The following is a 19,026-nucleotide window of genomic DNA, read 5'->3' on the forward strand; positions in this document are numbered from 1 at the left end:
TCCGGATGGCTGCGCGCGCGACGCGGAGACCTTCGGGCGCGTCGCTCTGGGCCCGATCCTGGCGGAGTTCTGCCTGCGTCTCTGGCTCTTCGAGCGCTTTTTTCAGGACGACGAGGCGGTGCTGCTGTTCTGCGCACGCGGCGGCCTTCGCCTGAAACTGGCCTATGAACGTTTCCTGACCCGGACCGGCCTGCCCCCGCGCCTGCCGCGTGCTGCCTTGATGGTGTCGCGCCTCGTGGCGGCACGCACCGCGTTCCATCCGCCGAGTCCGGGCGTGCTATCCGAGCTGGAGCGTGAGTTCAGCGGCCAGTCGATGGCCGAGATCGCCGCGGCCCTGGCACAACGGGATGACCTCGCGCTACCGCCGCAATGGTATGCGCCCTTTCAAAAGGCGGCCTTCGTCGCGCTGCTGGCCGGCAGCGAGCCCGCCGTGGCGATCCTTCACGAAGCGGTGGCTGAACAGGATGCGCTGTTCCGGGCCCATCTGGCTGCGTCTGCCGGCAACCGCCACCAGTGCGTGCTGGTCGATACGGGGCTCTACGGCAGCACAGTGCGGATCCTGCAGGAGGGGGTTCCGGACCGGCAATGGTCCGGGCTGCAATTCGCGCGCTGCAACTACAAGCGCCTTCCGACACCACACTTCCCCCGCACCCTCGGCCTCAGTGTCGAGAGCGACTGGTACAAGCCGTGGGAGGTCAGAACCTCGGCTTTGCGCTTCTGGCAATTGATCGAGGCCTGCCTCGAACCGGAACTGCCCAGCGTCCGAACGTTCTCCGAGGGCCCGCAGGGCGCGCCGCCGCGTGCGAATCTTCAGGTCGCCGGGTGGGAAAACCGCGTCGAACCGGATCAGCCCGGCCTGTTCACAGGCGTCCTCGCCTACATTGATGCCCTCACGCCCGAGACCCTGCAGCGGGTTCCAGGGGACGCGTCGCGCGCTTGGCATTCGCTCAAGGGCGCAGTGGTCTGGCCGGACCGGCAAGCCGTAACAACGCTGAGCCTCGGGGGCAGATCCCGGGATTTCGGACGGACCGAATTGCGCGCGCAATTCGCAGGCTCCGGCGTCACCAATCCCTTGAGACAGATCCGGGAAAGCCTTTGGCGAGAAGGCGCCGTGATCCGAAGCTTTCCGCGGGCCGGACGCCTCGTCCTTGCGCTCATCGAGCTGATCTACGCGGGACGTGCTCTGCGCATGGAGTTGCAGGCGCGGCGTCGCCGCGTCCCGTAGGCATGAGCGCGCAGGCTTCGGGAAACAATTTCGTGAATGTGCCCGCGGTACCCCGGACGCTCGCGAGCCTGTGCGCGGAACGAAACATGAGTAATGCACCGGCTATAATTTGCGTCTTCGGAGTTCTATGACCGCGAGCCGAGGCCGCGCGCGGTGCCGCCCAAGGGACCAGGCGGGTCGGGCGTCGCCACGAACTTCGTACTGGACAACATCGAACGCCCAAGCTTCTGAAGTAATTTTCTAGACAAACAGGCGTGGAAAGTTACCATTTTGTCAAATCAACATTGGGTCGATCTGAATTGCAAACAAATGATCATGTTATGCGTTGAGGAATTTCCCGAGCATCATCCGTCGTTGAGTCGCGATAGGCGCTCGCAGCTCTAGCGCTTGGAAGAACTCATATTCCCTGCCGTGTGAATTCCCGAGGGCCATTGTCATGTTAGAGATATATCAGAACACCACTTACGCGGACCACAATCCGACCTGGCATGAAGAGGACGCGCCCTGGAAAGCAAAACAGATTACGAATATTTTGAGCAAGAACAAAATCCGTTTCGACACCTTGTGCGAAGTTGGATGCGGAACAGGTGAGATACTTCTCAACCTCGAGCGATCATTCAATTTTTCCCATGCCGTCGGCTACGAAGTGTCTCCGCACGCCTTTCAGCGCGCGAAGGCCAAGGAAACCGCACGAACCAAATTCTCCCTGGAGAACGTGTTCGATGTCGCCACGACGCCCTTCGATCTCATGCTGGTGATCGATGTCATCGAGCATGTCGAGGACTACATCGGTTTCATGAAGCAATTACGCCCACTCGCGCGATACAAGGTCTTTCATATCCCCCTGGATCTGTCGGTACAGTCGCTGTTCCGCGAACGGCCGATCATGAATTTGCGAAAGAGCGTCGGGCATCTACACTATTTCTTCAAGGAATCCGCCCTGGCGACCCTGAAGGATTGCGGATACAAGATCATAGATCACACATACACGGCCGGCCGTCTTGAGCTGCCCAATCAGGCGATGTCGAGCCGGATCATGCGGCTGCCGCGCAAGGCGATGTTTGCGCTGAACCAGGATTTTACCGTGCGCGTCCTGGGCGGCTTTTCGCTGCTTGTGCTCGCAGAGTGAGACCGAGCGGATTGCGGCCCGTGGCGGGACTGATCGAACCGGTCCCGATGCAGCTACCGTCGACCATGGACGGCCGGACGTGCCGGCACGGGTTCAGCCCGGCACTTATTTATCGCGAGACCTCATCGGCATCGTGCGCGACGCCGATTTCGGAGCCGGCGCTCGCGATCCTTTCCCCAGCGGGCAACCTTGGGGCGGCCGAGGCGCTCGCCTGCGGAATCGCCATTTCTTGTAAATGGCTGATTGATAGCGTAAGACCTGCTCAAATTCGGACGCCATTTACTGGTATTATGGGCAGAATTGTGCAGGTCAGTTCGAGGCACGTGAAACGCGAGCGGTGGCTGGAAAGACCGAGATTTGTCTTACGAAATATTCGTAAAAATTGTAGCGCTATTTTACCGTCGCGCGGGGTTTCAACAATAAATTCCATCTGGAGCATAACGTCGGCATGACGGCGATCGAATCGTTCGGCATCAATGGTCGCTTCCTGACACAACCGATGACGGGCGTTCAGCGCTACGCGCTGAACGTGACGCGCGCAATCAGCCAGGCACTGGCAGCGCGTGGAGAGACGGCGCCGCTGCTGGCGCCGCCGCTGGCGGCGGATCCGAAGCTCGACGGGACGCCGCTCAATATCGTCGGTCGCTCCGGCGGCCAGGTCTGGGAGCAGGTCGTCCTGCCGCGCGCGTGGTCCGGCCGGATGCTGAACCTCTGCAACACGGCGCCGGCGTTCAAGGCGGACCAAGTCGTCTGCATTCACGACGCGAACGTGTTCCTCGCACCCGAGAGTTACGGCGCATCGTTCCGCCTCTTCTACAAGACGCTTCAACCCCTGCTGGCGCGGCGCGCCGCCCGGATCGCCACCGTCTCGACCTTCTCGGCCGAGCAGATCGCCCGGCATCTGTCGTTGAACACCTCGGACATCGCCGTCCTACCCAACGGGCACGAGCATGTCCTTGCCTGGGACCCGGCCCAGGCCACCCGCGCGCCGGCGGCACTGAGGCGCTCTCCGGACGGCACCGAACGCCCCTTCGTTCTGGCGCTCGGTTCGCGCGCACGTCACAAGAACCTCGGCCTGCTGTTCGGCATGGCCCCGGAACTTGCAAGCCTCGGCGTCGATCTCGTCGTCGCCGGAGGCCAGTCGGGCATCTTCGCGCCGGAGGTGCTTCAACGCAGCGACAACGTACAGCATCTCGGGTTCGTCACCGACCACGATCTCGCCTATCTGCTCGAGCGGGCGTTGTGCCTGGCTTTTCCCTCGCTCACCGAGGGTTTCGGACTCCCGGCACTCGAGGCCATGGCACGGGGCTGTCCTGTGATCTCGACCGATCGCGCGAGCCTGCCGGAGATCTGCGGCGACGCCGCGCTGCTGGCGCCCCCCGATCAACCGCAGCAATGGATGGCGCATGTACGGGCGCTGCTGGCGAGCCCCGCCTTGCGAGAGCACCTCATCGAGCGTGGCCGCGGCCAGGCGGCCCTGTTCTCATGGGCCGATACCGCGCAGGGTTACCTGGATCTGATGCGTTCCCCTCGCCGGCGGGACATCGGACGTCCCCGGCCGGCGTCGCCGCTGCCCAAGATCGCCGTCGCCATCGCGACCCTGGGTCGTCCCGAGGTGGTGGCCCAGACGCTGCGACGCATCCTCGATCGGCAAACCTACAAGCCCGACGCCGTTATCATCTCCTGCATCAAGCCCGAGGATGCAGGCGACGCCGCAGCCTGGCCGGAGGTTACCGTGGTCACCGGTCGCCCCGGTCTTGCGGCGCAGCGCAACGCGGCGCTGGCCGCGCTGCCCGATACGATCGATGTCGTCGCCTTCTTCGACGACGACTTCGTGCCCGACGCCGACTGGCTCGCTGTGGCGGCGCGGCGGTTTCGCGAAGATGCGGACATCGTCGGCTTCACCGGCGACGTGATCGCGGACGGCATCAAAGGTCCCGGCCTGGATTTCGACGAAACGGATCGCCGCCTCGAGCAGGCCGGGCCGGTCGAGAAGGCGCCGCTCATCGAACCGTTCAGTCCCTACGGTTGCAACATGGCTTTCCGGCGCTCGGCCATCGGGGCTCTGCGGTTCGACGAGCGCCTCGTTCTGTATGGCTGGCTGGAGGACCGCGATTTCGGTGCCGCCCTGGCCGCCAAGGGCGGCCGGCTCGTGAAATGCATGGAAGCCCGGGGCGTCCATATGGGTGTGAAAGGCGGCAGGATCGCCGGCGATCGGCTCGGCTACTCTCAGGTGGTCAATCCGCTGTACATGCTGCGCAAGGGGACGATGACCTACACCCAGGTGCTCGACCACGTGTTCCGCAATTTTACCAGCAATCTGGCGCGATCCGCCGTCCCCGAACCGTTCATCGATCGGCGCGGGCGTCTGCGCGGCAATCTGCGGGGCGCCGCCGATGCGCTTCTCGGACGCCTCGAACCTGAGCGGGCCCTGCAGATCCGACCGAAAGCTGTGAGATGAGCGTGCACAACCAAAATCGGATCGCGCCGGACCGCCCCCAAGCCATCTGGCCTTTCCCGGAGCCCGCATCCGTCGGCGTGCCCGACGGCCCCCTCGCGGTCATTTCGGCTGCGCTGAAGGCGGCGAAGCGCCACAAATTCGTGGTTTCGCTCTGGATCCTGTTCTGCATCGGCGTCGCCGCACTTTACGCCTTCACGGCCGCGCCCTCCTACACGGCGACAGCGACGCTGCTGCTCGATCCGCGGCGGCAGGCCGGCTCGGGATCGGAGGGATCACTGGCGCCGACCCTCGATGTCAGCCGAGCCGAGAGCGAGCTTCAGGTTCTCCGCTCGGAACGCCTCCTGGCCAACGTCTTCAACAGCCTCGGGCTCGCGAACAATCCCGAGTTCGGCCCCAAAGCGCCCGACCAGGCCGAAGCGCCGAGCCTGAGCATCAAGAACATGCTCGGCGTCCACGAGCCTCCGCTGCCCAGCGAGGAGATCGTGCAGCAGCGGAAGTTCGAGACCTTCGCGCAGCAATTCAACGTGCGCCGCGTCGGGCAATCCTATGTCGTGGAGGTTTCCTATACGGCGGCGGATCCGACCCTGGCGCGCCGGGTCGCGAATGCCGCGGTTTCGGCCTATCTCTGGCAATCAATCGCCGCGAAGGCAGACGCAGCCAAGAACGGCGCCGAATTCCTGCAGGGCCGCGTCAATGCGCTGTCGTCGCAGGCCCGGTCAGCAGCCACGGCCGTGGCGAACGGAAGCCTGCCGGATGCCCCGACTCCAGACGCCGATGCCCGTGTGATCGGCGCGGCGCTCCAGCCCCTGCGGCCCTCGGCGCCGCGCAAGACGCTGATCCTCGGACTCGGCGCGACCGTTGGAATCGTCGGCGGGCTTCTCGCCGTCGCCCTGCGGCAGGCGCTGGACCGGCGCATTCGCACGCCGCAGGATCTCGTGCAGCGCGTGGGGCTCCCTTGCCTCGCCATGATGCCCGACATCTCGCGCAAGAGCGTCGCCGGGCGGCGCGCCATGAGCGACCCGAGAACCTCCTCGACGCTGTGGCTCGGCAACAGCGGCTTCGCACTGGGTATCCGGGACCTGCGGACATCGATCCAACTCGCATTGTCCAATCGCCCGGGCGACAGCGAGACCGTGGTCGCCCTTGTCGGCTGCGGCGCGAATTCCGGCACCTCGCTCATCGGGCTGAACCTGGCGCGGATCATCCAGGAGAGCGGCCGTCCCGTCACGATGATCGACGCAGACGTACACGGGTCGGCGCCGCGGTCGCTGATGTACGATTTCGAGACCTGGGAGGGGACCTGCCTGGCCGACCTGATCAAGGATCCCAGCCGTATCGCCTCCGCGAAGCTCCTCGACTATGGGGGCATCGCCGTCCTGCCAGCGCGCCTGCCCGATACCGAGGTCAACAGCCGTGTCTATCTCGGCGCTCCCGCCTTCCAGAAGGTGGTCGACCATATGCGGCAGACGGGCTTCGTCATTCTCGATCTGCCGCCTCTCTCCTTATCGGCCGACACCCGAGCGGCCGCCAGGCGGGCCGATGCGGTGGTGATCGTCGCTGAGGCCGGCCGGACGACCGTCGACGAGCTCTCGGATGCCGTAAACGGCTTGAGAAGCGCCGGCGCCAGCGTCATCGGCGCCGTTCTCAACCGCGTCTAGATCAAGATGTTCTGGATCGCTCGCCGCAGGAGCGAAGCCGACACGGCGATAGAGAGCGCTTCAGACCCATGCAATACAACTGTGAGCGATCGCAACGTGATCGAACATATCGCTGAGGTCCCATCGAAAGCCACGGCTGGAGGCGCAGTTGCGCCAACCCAGCTCGGATTGAGCGGAGGCCCCACGGATCTATCGACACCTCCGGTTTCAAATAAAAAGATCAACGTCCTCTATCTACAGCCGGGAACCACAGTTTTTGCAGGGATCGAACGTGTCGTTGATACGATATGTTCGGAGATTGGCAAAACTTATAAAGACGATTTTAACGTCGATGTACTGCTCGTCTCGGAGCATCTAAATCATCCGCCGGAGCCGCGCGGCTACACTATCATCCGGCGACCGGTTTCATCGCGCCGCGGTCTGATGTGGGCGTTCCGGAGCGTGACCCGCGAAAAACGCTACGACCTGGTCGTCGTTCCGCAGATCGAACCGGTGGTCATATACTGGTTCTCGTGTCTCGGGCTGCGCCAGCGGATCGCGATGCATCTGCATGGCAACCCGCGCCGGGAAAGCGGACATCTCAAAGCGAAGTTCCTGTTCTTTCTACTGAAGCACCTCATCCTTCGGCGCGTCTCCTCGGTATTCGGCACATCGCCACGGCAGCTGAAGGCCTTCCGTGATGATTTCAACTGCCGCAGGCCGCTGGTCTGGGTGCCGAATCCGGTCCGGACTTTCCAGGTTCCGGGACGCGACGACAAACCCGCGCCCGGCATCGTGACGTTCGTCAATGTCGGGCGCTACGCCTACCAGAAGGGCCAGGACATCCTGATCGACGCGTTCGCGAAGCTTTATGCGCACCGGCAGGATATCCGCCTTCGCCTCGTCGGCCATGGTGCCGATGAGCGTGCGCTTGCGGACCAGATCCGACGCCTCGGCCTATCGGACGTCGTCACGCTGGAGCACCATCCGGACAATCCGCAGCGGGTCCTGTACGCCAGCGACGTCTTCGTCGCGACGTCGCGATGGGAGGGATGGTCGCTGGCCATCTGCGAAGCACTCAGGTGCGGCCTGCCGGTCGTCTCGACGGACTGTGAATTCGGCCCGAGTGACATCCTGGTCGACCGCCGCCTGGGCCGGCTCGTGCCCCCCGGCGACGAGGCCGCGCTCGTCGACGCCATGGCGTATTATTGCGCCCACATCGCGGAAGAGCGGTCGCACGCGGACTTCCGGCGTAACAACATCGATCAGTACAGCGTCGAGAAAGTCGCGAAAATTCACGCACAGGCGATCAAGCAAGCCATCGCGTGATCGAGGCGACGCGCCGTCCTTGCGGTCTAGCCTGGGAAGCGGCGGCTCTCGCGGCCGCAATGATCGCCACGAACCCTCGCGCGTCGACGGTCGTCAAGCAGGCGGGGTGGCCGAAGAACCCGGCGGAATCCGCCGGCATACGAGCCGCCGGGGCCGAAAGGTCGCCGGCGCGCTTGCTGAAGTCAGATCCGGGCGAACCAAGCGCGCGATCCGATGACGTGACGAACGACGCCGCCGATTGGCCGAGGTATCTTGATGACGCCCGAAATAGAGCACGATTCTTTTACACCGGAATACGTCACGCACCAAGTCTTCGATGTTGCCTGACGATATCGGAAAACCGGATCTCACGTCTCCGCGTCCCGCTCTAACCGGGCACGGACCGCCCGAGAGCCGCCATCCGTGGACCGGGGACCAAGCCGGCGGCCTGCGCGGCTCGGGCATGTTCCCGTTCCGGCAGCGCGGACGCGACGCCCGCGAAGACATAAAATAGCAGACTCTGGTCGACGGTTGGACCCGCGATGACGCTGCCCGTCAGCAGTGACAAGCAGGCCACCCGGGCGGCGGACCGCACGTCTGCAGGATAGCTGCGCGGGGCCCCACGACGGACACCGAATACGGATGCCAGGAACAGCACATAGAACACGGCGCCAGGAATACCGACGTTCGACAAGACGGCGAGCGGAAAGCTTGAGGTACGGTTGGTCCCGAGCCCGACGCCGAGGCCCCAGGAATCGATGAAGTTCTTCCACGCATAAGCATTCCACGACGAGCGCTGAACGCCCGAACTTGTTTCCGCTTTGCTCAACACGAGCGTATCGACATAGTCGTATATCTTTGCAGCGGTCCCATCGGTGACCAGCGCGATCAGCACGAGCGTGCAGATCACCAGCGGACCAGCGATCACCGTCGCCGCACTGAAGCGGTCTTGCCGACGCAGACTGCAGCGTCGCAGCGCCGTTGCATACAGAAGCGCGAGGACCGCCACGGATCCCACCAGCCCCGTCGACGAAGTGGAGAAGACGACAAAGAGCACCGAGAGCAGCGCCAAAGGCCCAGTCACGAGGGGTTTGCGGCCATAGAGCCAGAGCATGCCGGTGAATCCGAAAGCGCCTAGCGTCATCCCGGCAAAGGCAGAGGCCTCCGGCCAGGCGCCGATGATGCGCCTCATGTTGCCCACGGTTTCTTCGTCGTGGAATGTATATTGGGCGTTGCGGATGAATTGCAGCGCGTCTTGCGTACCGGTCGCGCTGGTCACAAGATCCAAGACGCCGAAGCCGATATTGACCGCCGCATAGGCGATCAGCGCGTTGGTAAGCGTCTCGAAACCGCTGCGCGTCGAGCCGACCGTTGAAATGATGACGAAGCACAGGAGGTCGCCGATCAAATAGATGGGCTGGGTGAAATTGCTGGAGACCGGACCGAGCGGCACGACACCGTCGCTCGTCGCCAGATGCGCCGAGGCGCCGAGGGGTACGATATAGGTCTGATCGGCGAACAGCCGAGGCATCACGTAGCTGCTCAACACCCCGTATAAGACGAGGCACAGCAGCCAGAATCCAGGCTCCGTGATCTTCAACGCTTCGAGCGTCTCGACGGAGGTCCGGCGCCAGAACAGCGTCGAAGCGGCGAGGAAGACCAGGAACAGGTGCGCCGGCTGTACGTTTGCGCCCCCGATCAGAAGGGCAGCGGCGGATCCGAGGGTGCAGAAGATCACGAATGCCATGACGGTCGAGCGTGTCCCGAACAGCAGGCAGAACAGGCCGACGAGAATCGTTATCGCTCCGATCGGCTCAAAGCTCATGATCCGCCATCCCTGAAGGGAGAATCTCCCGGCTGCCCACCAACGTCGTGCTCCACCGCACTGGCGACGTCCTCGCGATCAGACCCGCGGGATCGCGACGCCCGCACGCCCGCATCGCCCAACAACGGTGTCCCATCTCGTTCGAGGTCGTCTAGCGATCCGCACTCTCCGCGGCCCTGCGTACGCCATCCTGAGTCGCCGGCCCGCTGCGGCTGGAGCTCACCCCGTCCGACGGACGGCGCTGCGCGGTCGGCGGCGTCGCCTCCCCCGTCTTGCCGGCTTGTTGCCGAAGGAGCGTCACCCGTACCACATCACCGGGCTCGACCCGGACATCTTCCTGGGCGAGCGAGGTGCTTGAGGACTCACCGGTCCTCCGGGTGATCTCGTAGCGGGGCACCAACATCTCGCTCATGTCATCGCCATTGCCGAGCATCTGCGACTCCGCATCGGCCACAAGCCTCTCGGTGGTACGGGCCTTCTCGTCGTTCTGGTTGAGCTTGAGACGCGTTTCTGCCGCTTCGGTGAGCGCCTCGCGACGGAAACGCGCCCGGAGTTCGATGATGTCGCGCTCGGCGCGTGTCAGGCTCTGCTGGGCGCGCAGCATCGCCACCTGCACGTCGAGGCGGCTGCTCTCGAACGAGGCTTGGCTCTGCTCGGCCGCCAGTTTCCTCGGCGTGATCGTCAGCCCCTTCGCGACGAGGTCGTTGACCAGGTTCAGTTCGCCCCGGCTCAGTTCGAGCTGACGATCGAGCGTCTTGGACTTGTTCTCGAGCGCGCTCATTTCGCCCCGGAAACTGTTCATCGACTGCTCGATTGCCGAGACCTCGGCCTTGACCGAGTTCCGCCGGGTCTCGAACAGCAATTGCTCCCCGCGCATCGCCTGCTCCGCGCGGGCCTTGTCCGCAGCCCCCTTAAGATCTTCGCCGAATGCGATCGCATCCGCGCCGGCGATCTCCGCGTCGAGGCGCGCTTGCTTGGCCGCCAGGGCGATGCGTTCGGCAGCGAGCGTCCGCAACTCGCCGCGCGACGTGACCACCTCGCGCCGCACCAGGCGCGGATCCGTGGAGCGCAGCAGCCCCTGCGCGGTGCTGACGGCTTGCAGGACGGTGAGACCGGGCTGGTACTCATACTTCCCCGGCTGCTGAACGGCGCCCGTGATGTAATAGGGTCGGTACTTCGCGACCTCGACGGATGCCGCCGGCGTCTCGGCCAGATCGGCAGCAAGCTTCAGAGCGTTGCCGATCGCACCGGCGAGGTCGAACGGCGTACCGCCCGCCGCCTTGATTTGACCGATCAGGGGCAGCGAGACGGTGCCATCCGCGGCCACGGTGAATTCGCCATTCAGGGCGGTCCAGGAATAGGCTTCGCCTGTGTTACGGCGCAGATCATAGACACGAATCGTCAGATGATCTTGTGGGCCGAGTAGGTACCGCCCCGAGATTTCGGCGGCTGAAGCTGCGAGTATGCTGGCTACCACCAATACGCAAGACGCAGCGATCTGCCGCAAGTACATCCAATTCTCCTCGATCGAGACCCGGTTCAACCGACCTGCCTTGGCACACCCCGTCACTGCAGGAGACGGATCGCGATGCGTGACAAAATCTTATTTTATACCATATCAGGCAACACTCAACCCGTCCCGCAGTTTAGATAAATCGCTGACGAAAGCCGACTGTCGAAAAGCCAATTGACGGACAGATAATCTTATTTTGATCTTAGACACGGAAAGACAGCATAACCCGATCGGATTTGGGCCCGGATCGCGTTCCAGGGCGTCCGATTATTGCTGCAGCGCGCGCAGCCGGAATCCCAAAACATGCATGCTGGCACCATAGACCAACGCCCCGCAGGTTACCATCGCCACAAGGGCGCCGATCAGTCCAATATCGACGCGCCGCAACGTTTCTTGCAGGACGAGGACGGAGGCCGTCATCACAGCGCACGAAACCCCGACCTGCCATAGATTTCGCAATTGCGTCGCGATACTTGCGTCGATCAGTCGCCGCGCGTAGATCGCACTGACGAGAAGATGCAGGGTCGCCGCCACGACGCGCGCGTACAGCATCAGCAGCAAGCCACCTATGTAGAAACCCGATGTCATCAGCGCGATTTTTATGATCGAGTCGATGACATTGATCCTAAGCAATAAATTCGGCTCATCGACTGCAAGGCATAGCGAAGAGACCGGCTGGTAATACGCAGTGAACATCACCGCCAGGGACAACCAGCGCAGGTAGATGGCGGCCGAACTCCACTGGCTTCCGAGAACCACGCCGACGATCTGGTCCGCCGTCAGCGCAATCCCCAGCCCCGCGGGCAGGGATATGAACATCGTCAACCGTGCAGCCTTCAGGAAGGATAGGCGCAAGCGCCTGCGATCATTCGAGATCGTCGCGAATGCCGCCATCACCGGTCGCATCGCAGGACCGATCAGGCTCTGGGTTGGCAGGACCGCGAAGTCGCCAGCGACGGTGTATCGCCCCAAGATCGACTTATCGACATTGTAGCCGAGGAACACGCGATCATACTGCCAGCTGATTGCGGCCACGATCTGTGAGGACGTGAACCAGCCCGTGAAGGCGGAGAAGTCGCGAAGCTCGGCCATAGAGAGCGCGGGCCGGTAGGGCGCCAGGACATAGGACAGCACCGTCGGCATGATGGACGACGCGACCGGATTGATGACGAGCGCCCAGTAGCCGCCTCCAGCGTACAGCGTCGCGACCGACAGGAGCGCGGCGATGACCTTCCCCGAGAAATCCGTGATGAATGAGATCCGGAAATCGAGATCCCGGAAAAAATGCACCATCATGGGGTTGTAGAGGCTGCGCGCGATCGGCCCGACGGAAAGCGCGATGATGAGAACGATGAGGCGCGGATCTCCGTAGATGTGGGCAGCCGGCCACGCCGCCACGATCATCAACAGCGCGATGACGCCACCCCGCAGCAACCCCAGCGTGAAGGCGGTGTCGATATGGGATTTCTCGATCTTCGGCAGGCGCATCAGGGCCTGAACCAAGGGTATCTCGAGAACCATCTCGACGATCGAGACGAGGGACACGGCGATCGCCGTGAGGCCGAAATCGGCCGGCGTCAGGATCCTTGCAAGGATGAGCAAGGTCACAAGGTCGATCACGCGCGCGGACGTTCGGGCCGCGACGCTCCAACCGGCGCCGCGCAACGTCTTGAGGGAGAGCATGAACCGATCCTACGGGAAGCGATGTTCGGCGTCAGCAGCCCGGGAGAATACCGGGCCGCTGGCGCTGCAGATAAGACCCGATGTGGGCAATACGGCGGTGAAGAGCCTCGTCCAGCCCATCGGCCGGGCGCACGTCATGGAACCTTGCGTTACGCCTGACGGCGCCCGGCCCAGGCGCGGCAGACGGCTCGGGAAAACAGGGGGTGTCGGTGCAAGGACTGAGCCGCAATTCGCAATTGCGAACCGCTCGGACATGGCTCCGGATTGGCATTATGGCTCGGACCGAACCGGGGTCGTCGCTGGCTCGGCCTTGGGTCCGGCGGCGTGGCGGTAGACCGCGATCGTGTCGCGCGCGACACGATCAATCCGCAGGTGGTCGACATTGACCTGGCTCTTCGTCTTCCAGGAGCGCAACAGGCTGGGATCTGCAAGAAGCGTCCCGAGAGCCTCCGCGAGTTTGTCAGGAGAATGGGCTGGTACGAGGATCCCCGATCGCCCGTGATCTAGAAGTTCCGGGATACCGTCGACCTGCGTCGCGATCACCGCACATCCGGCCTCCCGCGCCTCGGAGAGCACGAGCGGTGCCGGATCGGCATGGGAGGGAAGCACGAAGACATCCGCACCCAGCATCCACGGATAGGGATCCTGCTGCGAACCCGTGAAAGTAATCGCGGCGGCGGAGGCCAGGCCGCGCGCCATCTCGGTATACGTCTCCTGGTGCGGGCCGCCGCCAATTACGTAGAGCCGCGAAGCCGGATGCTGCGGATAGACCCGGTCGAACGCCTGGAGGAGATCGGGCAGCCCCTTGCGCGGATGAAGGCCGCCGACGAAGAGGATGGCGGGATGATCCAGGGATTTCGGGATCTCGGAGCGGCCGCGCATGCGTGCGGCACCGATGGTCCCGTTGAGCACGACGTCGATGCGAGAAGCCGGGATCCCGCGCTTCTGCATGGATTCGGCGACGGCCGCACTCACCGCGATGACGCGGTCCCCCAGGCCCATGAGGATGGCGCCCTGCTCGAACTCGTTGTGCACCGTGGTGACGAGGGCGACCCGCGCCAGCTTGCAGGCCGGCCAAGCCAGAACCGCGCTCGTCATCATGTGCGCGTGAACGATGTCCGGCCGCCATCGCCTGAGCAACGCCGCAAGCCCGAACATGGATTTCAGGATCGCCAACGGGCGCCGCTCGTGGTTCACCGCGAAGGTCTCGACCCCGTTCTCCCGGAGCAGGGCGTCGAAATCGCCGCCCTGGCTTGCCATCGCCACGGTATGGCCGAGCTTGACCTGCGCGCAGGCAAGATCGACCGCCGCGTGAACATGGCCGTTCAGTCGGCGCGTATGGTTGAGAAGATGCAGGATGCGCACGTTACACCAATACCCGTTGTTTTGCGGAGCCCGACCTCGCCGCCGGCATCGAACGGATGGTGAAGCCGGTCGTCACGTGAGAATGAGGCCTCGATCAGACAGGAAGTTTAATGCAAATCGCCCATGCCCCGCTCGCGCATGCGCCTACGATCTTTGATAAGAAAAGGAAATTAGCGCCTGCCGATCTGCGTGATCTACTCCTGTTTGGAGACATTCGCGGCACGCAGGAATTGGTATACCGAACGGCGCCCGACGGAAAACCGGAACGCGAGAAGAGCCTGCGCCTGGCGGATGGGCGCCAGGGACAGCGCCAGCAGAAACAGCGCGTTCGAAACCTTCCATTTGACGGGACGCGGTTCCGTGAAGACGGTTCGGAGCAGCATCAGGAAGGACCTAAAACCGCATCGAACGCCGCGGAAAATCGCGGCGGAGAACTCCATCAATCGAAAGTAATAGGTCTTTTCCGTTTCGACGAGGACGACATCCGGCCGCATCTCGCGCAGCAACCTACGCAGATGCGCCAGCCGGAGCTGAAAACGTCGAAGATCGCGATCGAACGTCATGGCTTGCGGCTTCCGTCCGAGGCCCGAGTCGTTTCGTCCATGGACGCGATACAATCCGAGGCTTTCGGACAGGCTGACGACGTCGCCCAGAAAGGGTGCGATCAGGAGGATCACGCCATCGACCGCCCGATCGTAGTCGCATTGGTGGAGGACTTCGCAGACGTCGCGTCGGAACACGTTTCCGGAGGTTGGGGGGGTCTGGTAGACGCCCGAGCGTAGGATCTCGTTGACGATCTTATCCTGGCCGCGAAAAGCTTCGAGCGCCGGATATGGATCAGCGATAACATGTCCGGACGCGTCGACGCAGGTCAGGCAGAACTGAACTTTGGCGACGCCCGGATCGAGCCTCTTCAGAATCTGTTCGATCGCGCCGGGCAGCAACTCGTCGTCGGCATCCAAGAAAAGTACGAACGGCGCACGCGTATGGCTGAGACCGTACAGACAGGCGGATCGTTGGCCACTATTCGCGATGCGAAACGCACGAACGCCAGCCCGCTGAATGACATCCCACGACCCATCCGTCGACCCATCATCGACGACAACCAATTCGCAATCGGCAATATTCTGGCTGATGACGCTTTGTATCGCCCTGCCGACATAAGCCTCGTAATTAAAACATGTGATCACAACGGCTATCGTTGGGCCTGTCGCCACGGCTGGCTTCTTCCTCGCTTCGCATCCCCGCACACTCGGCTCGTTCCGAACGCACCCGTCCGCGTGGTCAAGGGCGCCAGAATAGATCGAATTGCCTCCGAAATCCACCGGAGGGAAAGTTTCGTACAATGGAAATAATCTTCAAGGCCAGCGAAACTGGTCGAGCGACGAAGCGCCTTTACGATTCATAATTCATGCTGACGATCACTTTGGCGCGAGGACGCATGCCGTCCCGGATTCGCAATTCGAGCCGTAGCGGCAACGCTTAAGGGAGTTGCGGCGCCGTCCGGCGCCTGGAATGACGCCACGGCCGGCATCGTGCCGCCGCCGGGCCGCCGCCTCATACGGCCCGCGATGAAGCGACCGCTTGCCGGCCCGAGAAACGCCGGCTATCGGCTCAGGCGCGTGCCCGCAGTTGCGCTTCGGCGTTCTGCGTAGAGACGCGCGCCGTCGGCTGATAATCGAAACCGCCCTGCCGCCCGAAAGACTCGACGCCGAACGCGCGCAGCTTGGCCAGGGCCGCCGCGACCTTCTCCTGTGCCCGGTTGACGTAAACGGGGTAGGCATGGGGAACAAGCCGGCTCCCCTCCAGCGTCAGATCGCCGGCGAACAGGTTATTGCGCGAGACATGCGACCGAAAGTCTTGTTCCGCGAACTCGATACTGTCCCGCGCTTGAGACGCGATAACTTCCACACCAAAGTACTCGCGGCCCTCAATCGCGCCATAGAAATCTGAATACACAGTCAGTCTCTTCCAACATCCATCGTGAGAAAAATTATACAGCACGGAACAGTCGAAACCGCGTCGACCCGAAAAACTGAAAAACAGGCTGATGAGCGTCACCGACGTGAGATCTGCGTCGACGCCCAATCGGCAAGACGCCAGTGCTCGATTAATCGGGATCGTGGAAATGATCCGCTTCCCGACATAACGGTCGTCACCCGCCTCTACGACGAATCCGGGACCCGCCTTCCGAATGAGATCGATCTCGCATCCGAGGCGAAAGACTACGCCTTGTCGACGCAGCTTTTCGGCCGCGATGGAATACAGGTCGTGATATCCCGATCTCGGCCGGGCAAGCTGTCGGTTGGTTGGCACGACCGATTTATGGCGAGTCAGATGCCGAAGCAAAGCTTTCGGCGAGGAATGCTCCTTGAGCCAGAGCATGCGCTTTTCGGCAAAATCGAGGTCCACCTTCTCCGCCGCTACGCCGAAGAAACGCATCATGTAGCTTTCCAGACCCGATCGTCTCAGAAGATAATCCCCGATCCAATAGCGCGCGAAATCGCGAGCGTTGTCGATCTTCGCTCTGGCGAACCTTGAGAACAGAACGGACAGGCCGATTCTTGCGCATCCCCATAAGCCAGAACGCAAAATATCTTCTTTAATGGACAGCGGATAGCTCGCAACTGCGCCCTGCGGCGTCAATTTTCCCCAACTCGGGTCGATCGGGACATAGTCGGACAGCATTTCAGGGAAATGCGCCAACAGAGGCGAGTCATCCTGAAATATGAAGCTCCCGATATCGAACGTATACGGCCCAATGGAACAATCGATATGATTGCCGCCGAGTCTATCAAACTCATCAATAACAATAATTCTTCTGCATCCTTGCTCCTTCAAGACCGACGCCGAAACGAGGCCTGTTATTCCAGCGCCAAGAATGATCGCGTCGTAATCGACAGTCGAAACCATGTTTTCTCGGATAGCCGGGGCCGCTTGGTCAACCATAAGTTACATCACCATATCGATCGGGATCCGCTCACAAAATCGCCCGGCGGGTGACAAAATCAGTCCAGATTCGAAAACAAGACCACGAGAATGGCTTTTGTCTCGAATCATCACCCGGACATTTCGCTGCAAATGCTGCGCCGATTTTTCGTCTATAACGCATCCGGGACGGATTGGTAAATCTGTCTTCCGTGCCGGATTAAAGTTATTTTCGAACAAATTCTGAGATGATTGCGGTTTTAGAGCGACATGGAATAGGCCGGTCCCAGTTCGATCCCTGTGGGATCCCCGCGAAAAGCCGCGTTGGCCGCGTCGCCCAGTGTGACGCAGCGCGACCTGGCTCAACCGCCCACCATAGGACGCCGCTGAACGCCACAGCCGCGACGATCCCGCTCTGGTATTTGAATCCGTGCGGTCATCTAAACCGAAGTCGACGGTCGCCGGGAAGACGTGGCGCGCGACGGTCGAGGATGCGCTTTCGGTCCGGCCTTTTCGCCGGGGCCGATCCGGCGATGGATCGCGGAAGTGATGGCGTTACCTTCGCTCTCGCGCAGACGGATGCGCGAGGGGGCCGGCCGTTCACGCGCGCGCAGGCGGGAGCGACGCAGGCAGCCGCGAACCCCCCATACCGCCACGGGAACCGACAGGCACGGACGGCATGCTGGACCGCATCCCCGGCAAGTGCCCACAGGATGCGCCTCGAATCGGGCGCAATGACTCCGTGCTGCGCCATGCGAGGGGGTCATTCCCGCCACACCGCTCGCGACCGAAGGCCAGGCGGTTGGAAGCAGGAGAGGGCCTCAAGACAAGGGCTCGACCCCGCTCCCGATTGCAAAGCGACCGCGAGCGGGGTGGCGGAACGCGCCGCTCAGCGTCCGTAGATATCCTGGACTCGGATGATGTCGTCTTCTCCGGTGTAGGATCCGACCTGGACCTCGATCAGCTCCAGGGGGATCTTGCCGGGGTTGGCGAGGCGATGCATCGAGCCGATCGGCAGGTACACCGCCTCGTTCTCGTGGACCAGGACCACCCGTTCGTCGATCGTCACCTCGGCGGTGCCGCGCACCACCACCCAGTGCTCGGCCCGGTGGTAGTGCTTCTGCAGCGACAGCCGCCCGCCCGGCACCACCTGGATCCGCTTCACCTGGAAGCGCTCGCCCAGGTCGATCCGCTGATACCAGCCCCACGGCCGGTACATCCGCAGATGCGCGTCCGCCTCCGGCGCGCCTTGCGCCCGCAGCGCGGTGACCAGCTGCTTGACCTCGCCCGAGCGCGCCTTCGACGCCACCAGCACCGCGTCCGGCGTGGCGACCACCACCACGTCCTCCAGGCCGACCACCGCGGTCAGGCCCTCGCCCTGGCTGTGCACCAGGCTGTTCTTCGTCCCGATCAGCGCCACGCGGCCCCGCACCGCGTTGCCGGCCTCGTCATGCTCCAGCACCTGCCAGACCGCGTCCCAGGTGCCGACATCCGACCACGGGAACGACACCGGCAGAACCCCGGCCCGTTCGGTCCGCTCCATCACCGCGTAGTCGATCGAGATCTTCGGCGCCTGCGCGAAGGCGTCCGCATCCAGCCGCACGAAGTCGAGATCGGTCACCGCCGCCTCCAGCGCCGCGCGCGCGGCCCCGAGCACCTCGGGGGCGAACGCCTCCAGCTCGGCCAGCATCAGGTCGGCCCGGAACAGGAAGTAGCCCGAGTTCCACAACGCCCCCTCGGCGATCAGCCCCTCGGCGCCGGCCCGGTCGGGCTTCTCCACGAACCGCGCCACCCGGGCGGCGCCCGGCGCCTCGGCGATCGGCGCGCCCCGGCGGATGTAGCCGTAGTCGCTGGCCGGGTGGGTCGGCTCGATGCCCAGCGTCATGGTGTAGCCCGCCCGCGCGCCGGCCGCGGCGGCCTGCACGGCCGCCACGAAGGCCGGCGTGTCGGGC

The 19,026-nt window shown here is 63.2% G+C and carries 12 protein-coding genes; 5 read left to right on the forward strand and 7 right to left on the reverse strand.

The window, feature by feature from the left end; all coding sequences use genetic code 11:
- Positions 1-118 precede the first annotated feature (118 nt).
- The 5 genes from Q8W67_RS13070 to Q8W67_RS13090 all read left to right on the forward strand — a co-directional run bounded on the left by Q8W67_RS13070 (position 119) and on the right by Q8W67_RS13090 (position 7,781).
- Positions 119-1,225, forward strand: a complete 1,107-nt coding sequence (locus Q8W67_RS13070) for a glycosyltransferase (protein WP_305546066.1) — start codon at positions 119-121, stop codon at positions 1,223-1,225.
- A gap of 436 nt (positions 1,226-1,661) precedes the next feature.
- On the forward strand, positions 1,662-2,354 hold the full coding sequence (locus Q8W67_RS13075; protein ID WP_305546067.1) for a methyltransferase domain-containing protein: 693 nt from the start codon (positions 1,662-1,664) through the stop codon (positions 2,352-2,354).
- A gap of 448 nt (positions 2,355-2,802) precedes the next feature.
- Complete coding sequence (locus Q8W67_RS13080) at positions 2,803-4,815, forward strand: glycosyltransferase (RefSeq protein ID WP_305546069.1); 2,013 nt, start codon at positions 2,803-2,805, stop codon at positions 4,813-4,815.
- A 77-nt stretch (positions 4,816-4,892) separates the two neighbouring features.
- Complete coding sequence (locus tag Q8W67_RS13085; protein WP_305546071.1) at positions 4,893-6,473, forward strand: Wzz/FepE/Etk N-terminal domain-containing protein; 1,581 nt, start codon at positions 4,893-4,895, stop codon at positions 6,471-6,473.
- Between the two features lie 168 nt (positions 6,474-6,641).
- Positions 6,642-7,781, forward strand: coding sequence for a glycosyltransferase (locus Q8W67_RS13090; protein ID WP_305546098.1), 1,140 nt, complete (start codon positions 6,642-6,644; stop codon positions 7,779-7,781).
- 367 nt (positions 7,782-8,148) lie between these two features.
- On the opposite strand, the gene Q8W67_RS13095 is transcribed toward Q8W67_RS13090, so the two are convergent.
- The 7 genes from Q8W67_RS13095 to Q8W67_RS13125 form a co-directional block, all read right to left on the reverse strand.
- Positions 8,149-9,585: a hypothetical protein gene (locus tag Q8W67_RS13095; RefSeq protein ID WP_305546073.1), complete on the reverse strand. Its 1,437-nt coding sequence runs from the start codon at positions 9,583-9,585 to the stop codon at positions 8,149-8,151.
- Between the two features lie 151 nt (positions 9,586-9,736).
- Positions 9,737-11,098: a polysaccharide biosynthesis/export family protein gene (locus tag Q8W67_RS13100; RefSeq protein ID WP_305546075.1), complete on the reverse strand. Its 1,362-nt coding sequence runs from the start codon at positions 11,096-11,098 to the stop codon at positions 9,737-9,739.
- A 267-nt stretch (positions 11,099-11,365) separates the two neighbouring features.
- Complete coding sequence (locus Q8W67_RS13105; RefSeq protein WP_305546077.1) at positions 11,366-12,781, reverse strand: lipopolysaccharide biosynthesis protein; 1,416 nt, start codon at positions 12,779-12,781, stop codon at positions 11,366-11,368.
- Positions 12,782-13,051: 270 nt separating this feature from the next.
- Entirely contained in the window at positions 13,052-14,146 is a 1,095-nt protein-coding gene (locus Q8W67_RS13110; RefSeq protein ID WP_305546079.1) for a glycosyltransferase family 4 protein, read from the reverse strand.
- Between the two features lie 194 nt (positions 14,147-14,340).
- The gene (locus tag Q8W67_RS13115) at positions 14,341-15,363 is read right to left on the reverse strand and encodes a glycosyltransferase family 2 protein (protein ID WP_305546081.1); all 1,023 of its coding nucleotides are present in this window, start codon (positions 15,361-15,363) and stop codon (positions 14,341-14,343) included.
- A gap of 397 nt (positions 15,364-15,760) precedes the next feature.
- Positions 15,761-17,059 (reverse strand): NAD(P)-binding protein, encoded by a 1,299-nt coding sequence (locus Q8W67_RS13120; RefSeq protein WP_305546083.1) that lies wholly within the window; start codon positions 17,057-17,059, stop codon positions 15,761-15,763.
- 904 nt (positions 17,060-17,963) lie between these two features.
- The coding region (locus tag Q8W67_RS13125; RefSeq protein WP_305539620.1) for a mannose-1-phosphate guanylyltransferase/mannose-6-phosphate isomerase at positions 17,964-19,026 on the reverse strand (1,063 nt) is incomplete at its 5' end.

The organism is Methylobacterium sp. NEAU K (assembly GCF_030700285.1).
Classification (GTDB): Bacteria; Pseudomonadota; Alphaproteobacteria; order Rhizobiales; family Beijerinckiaceae; genus Methylobacterium.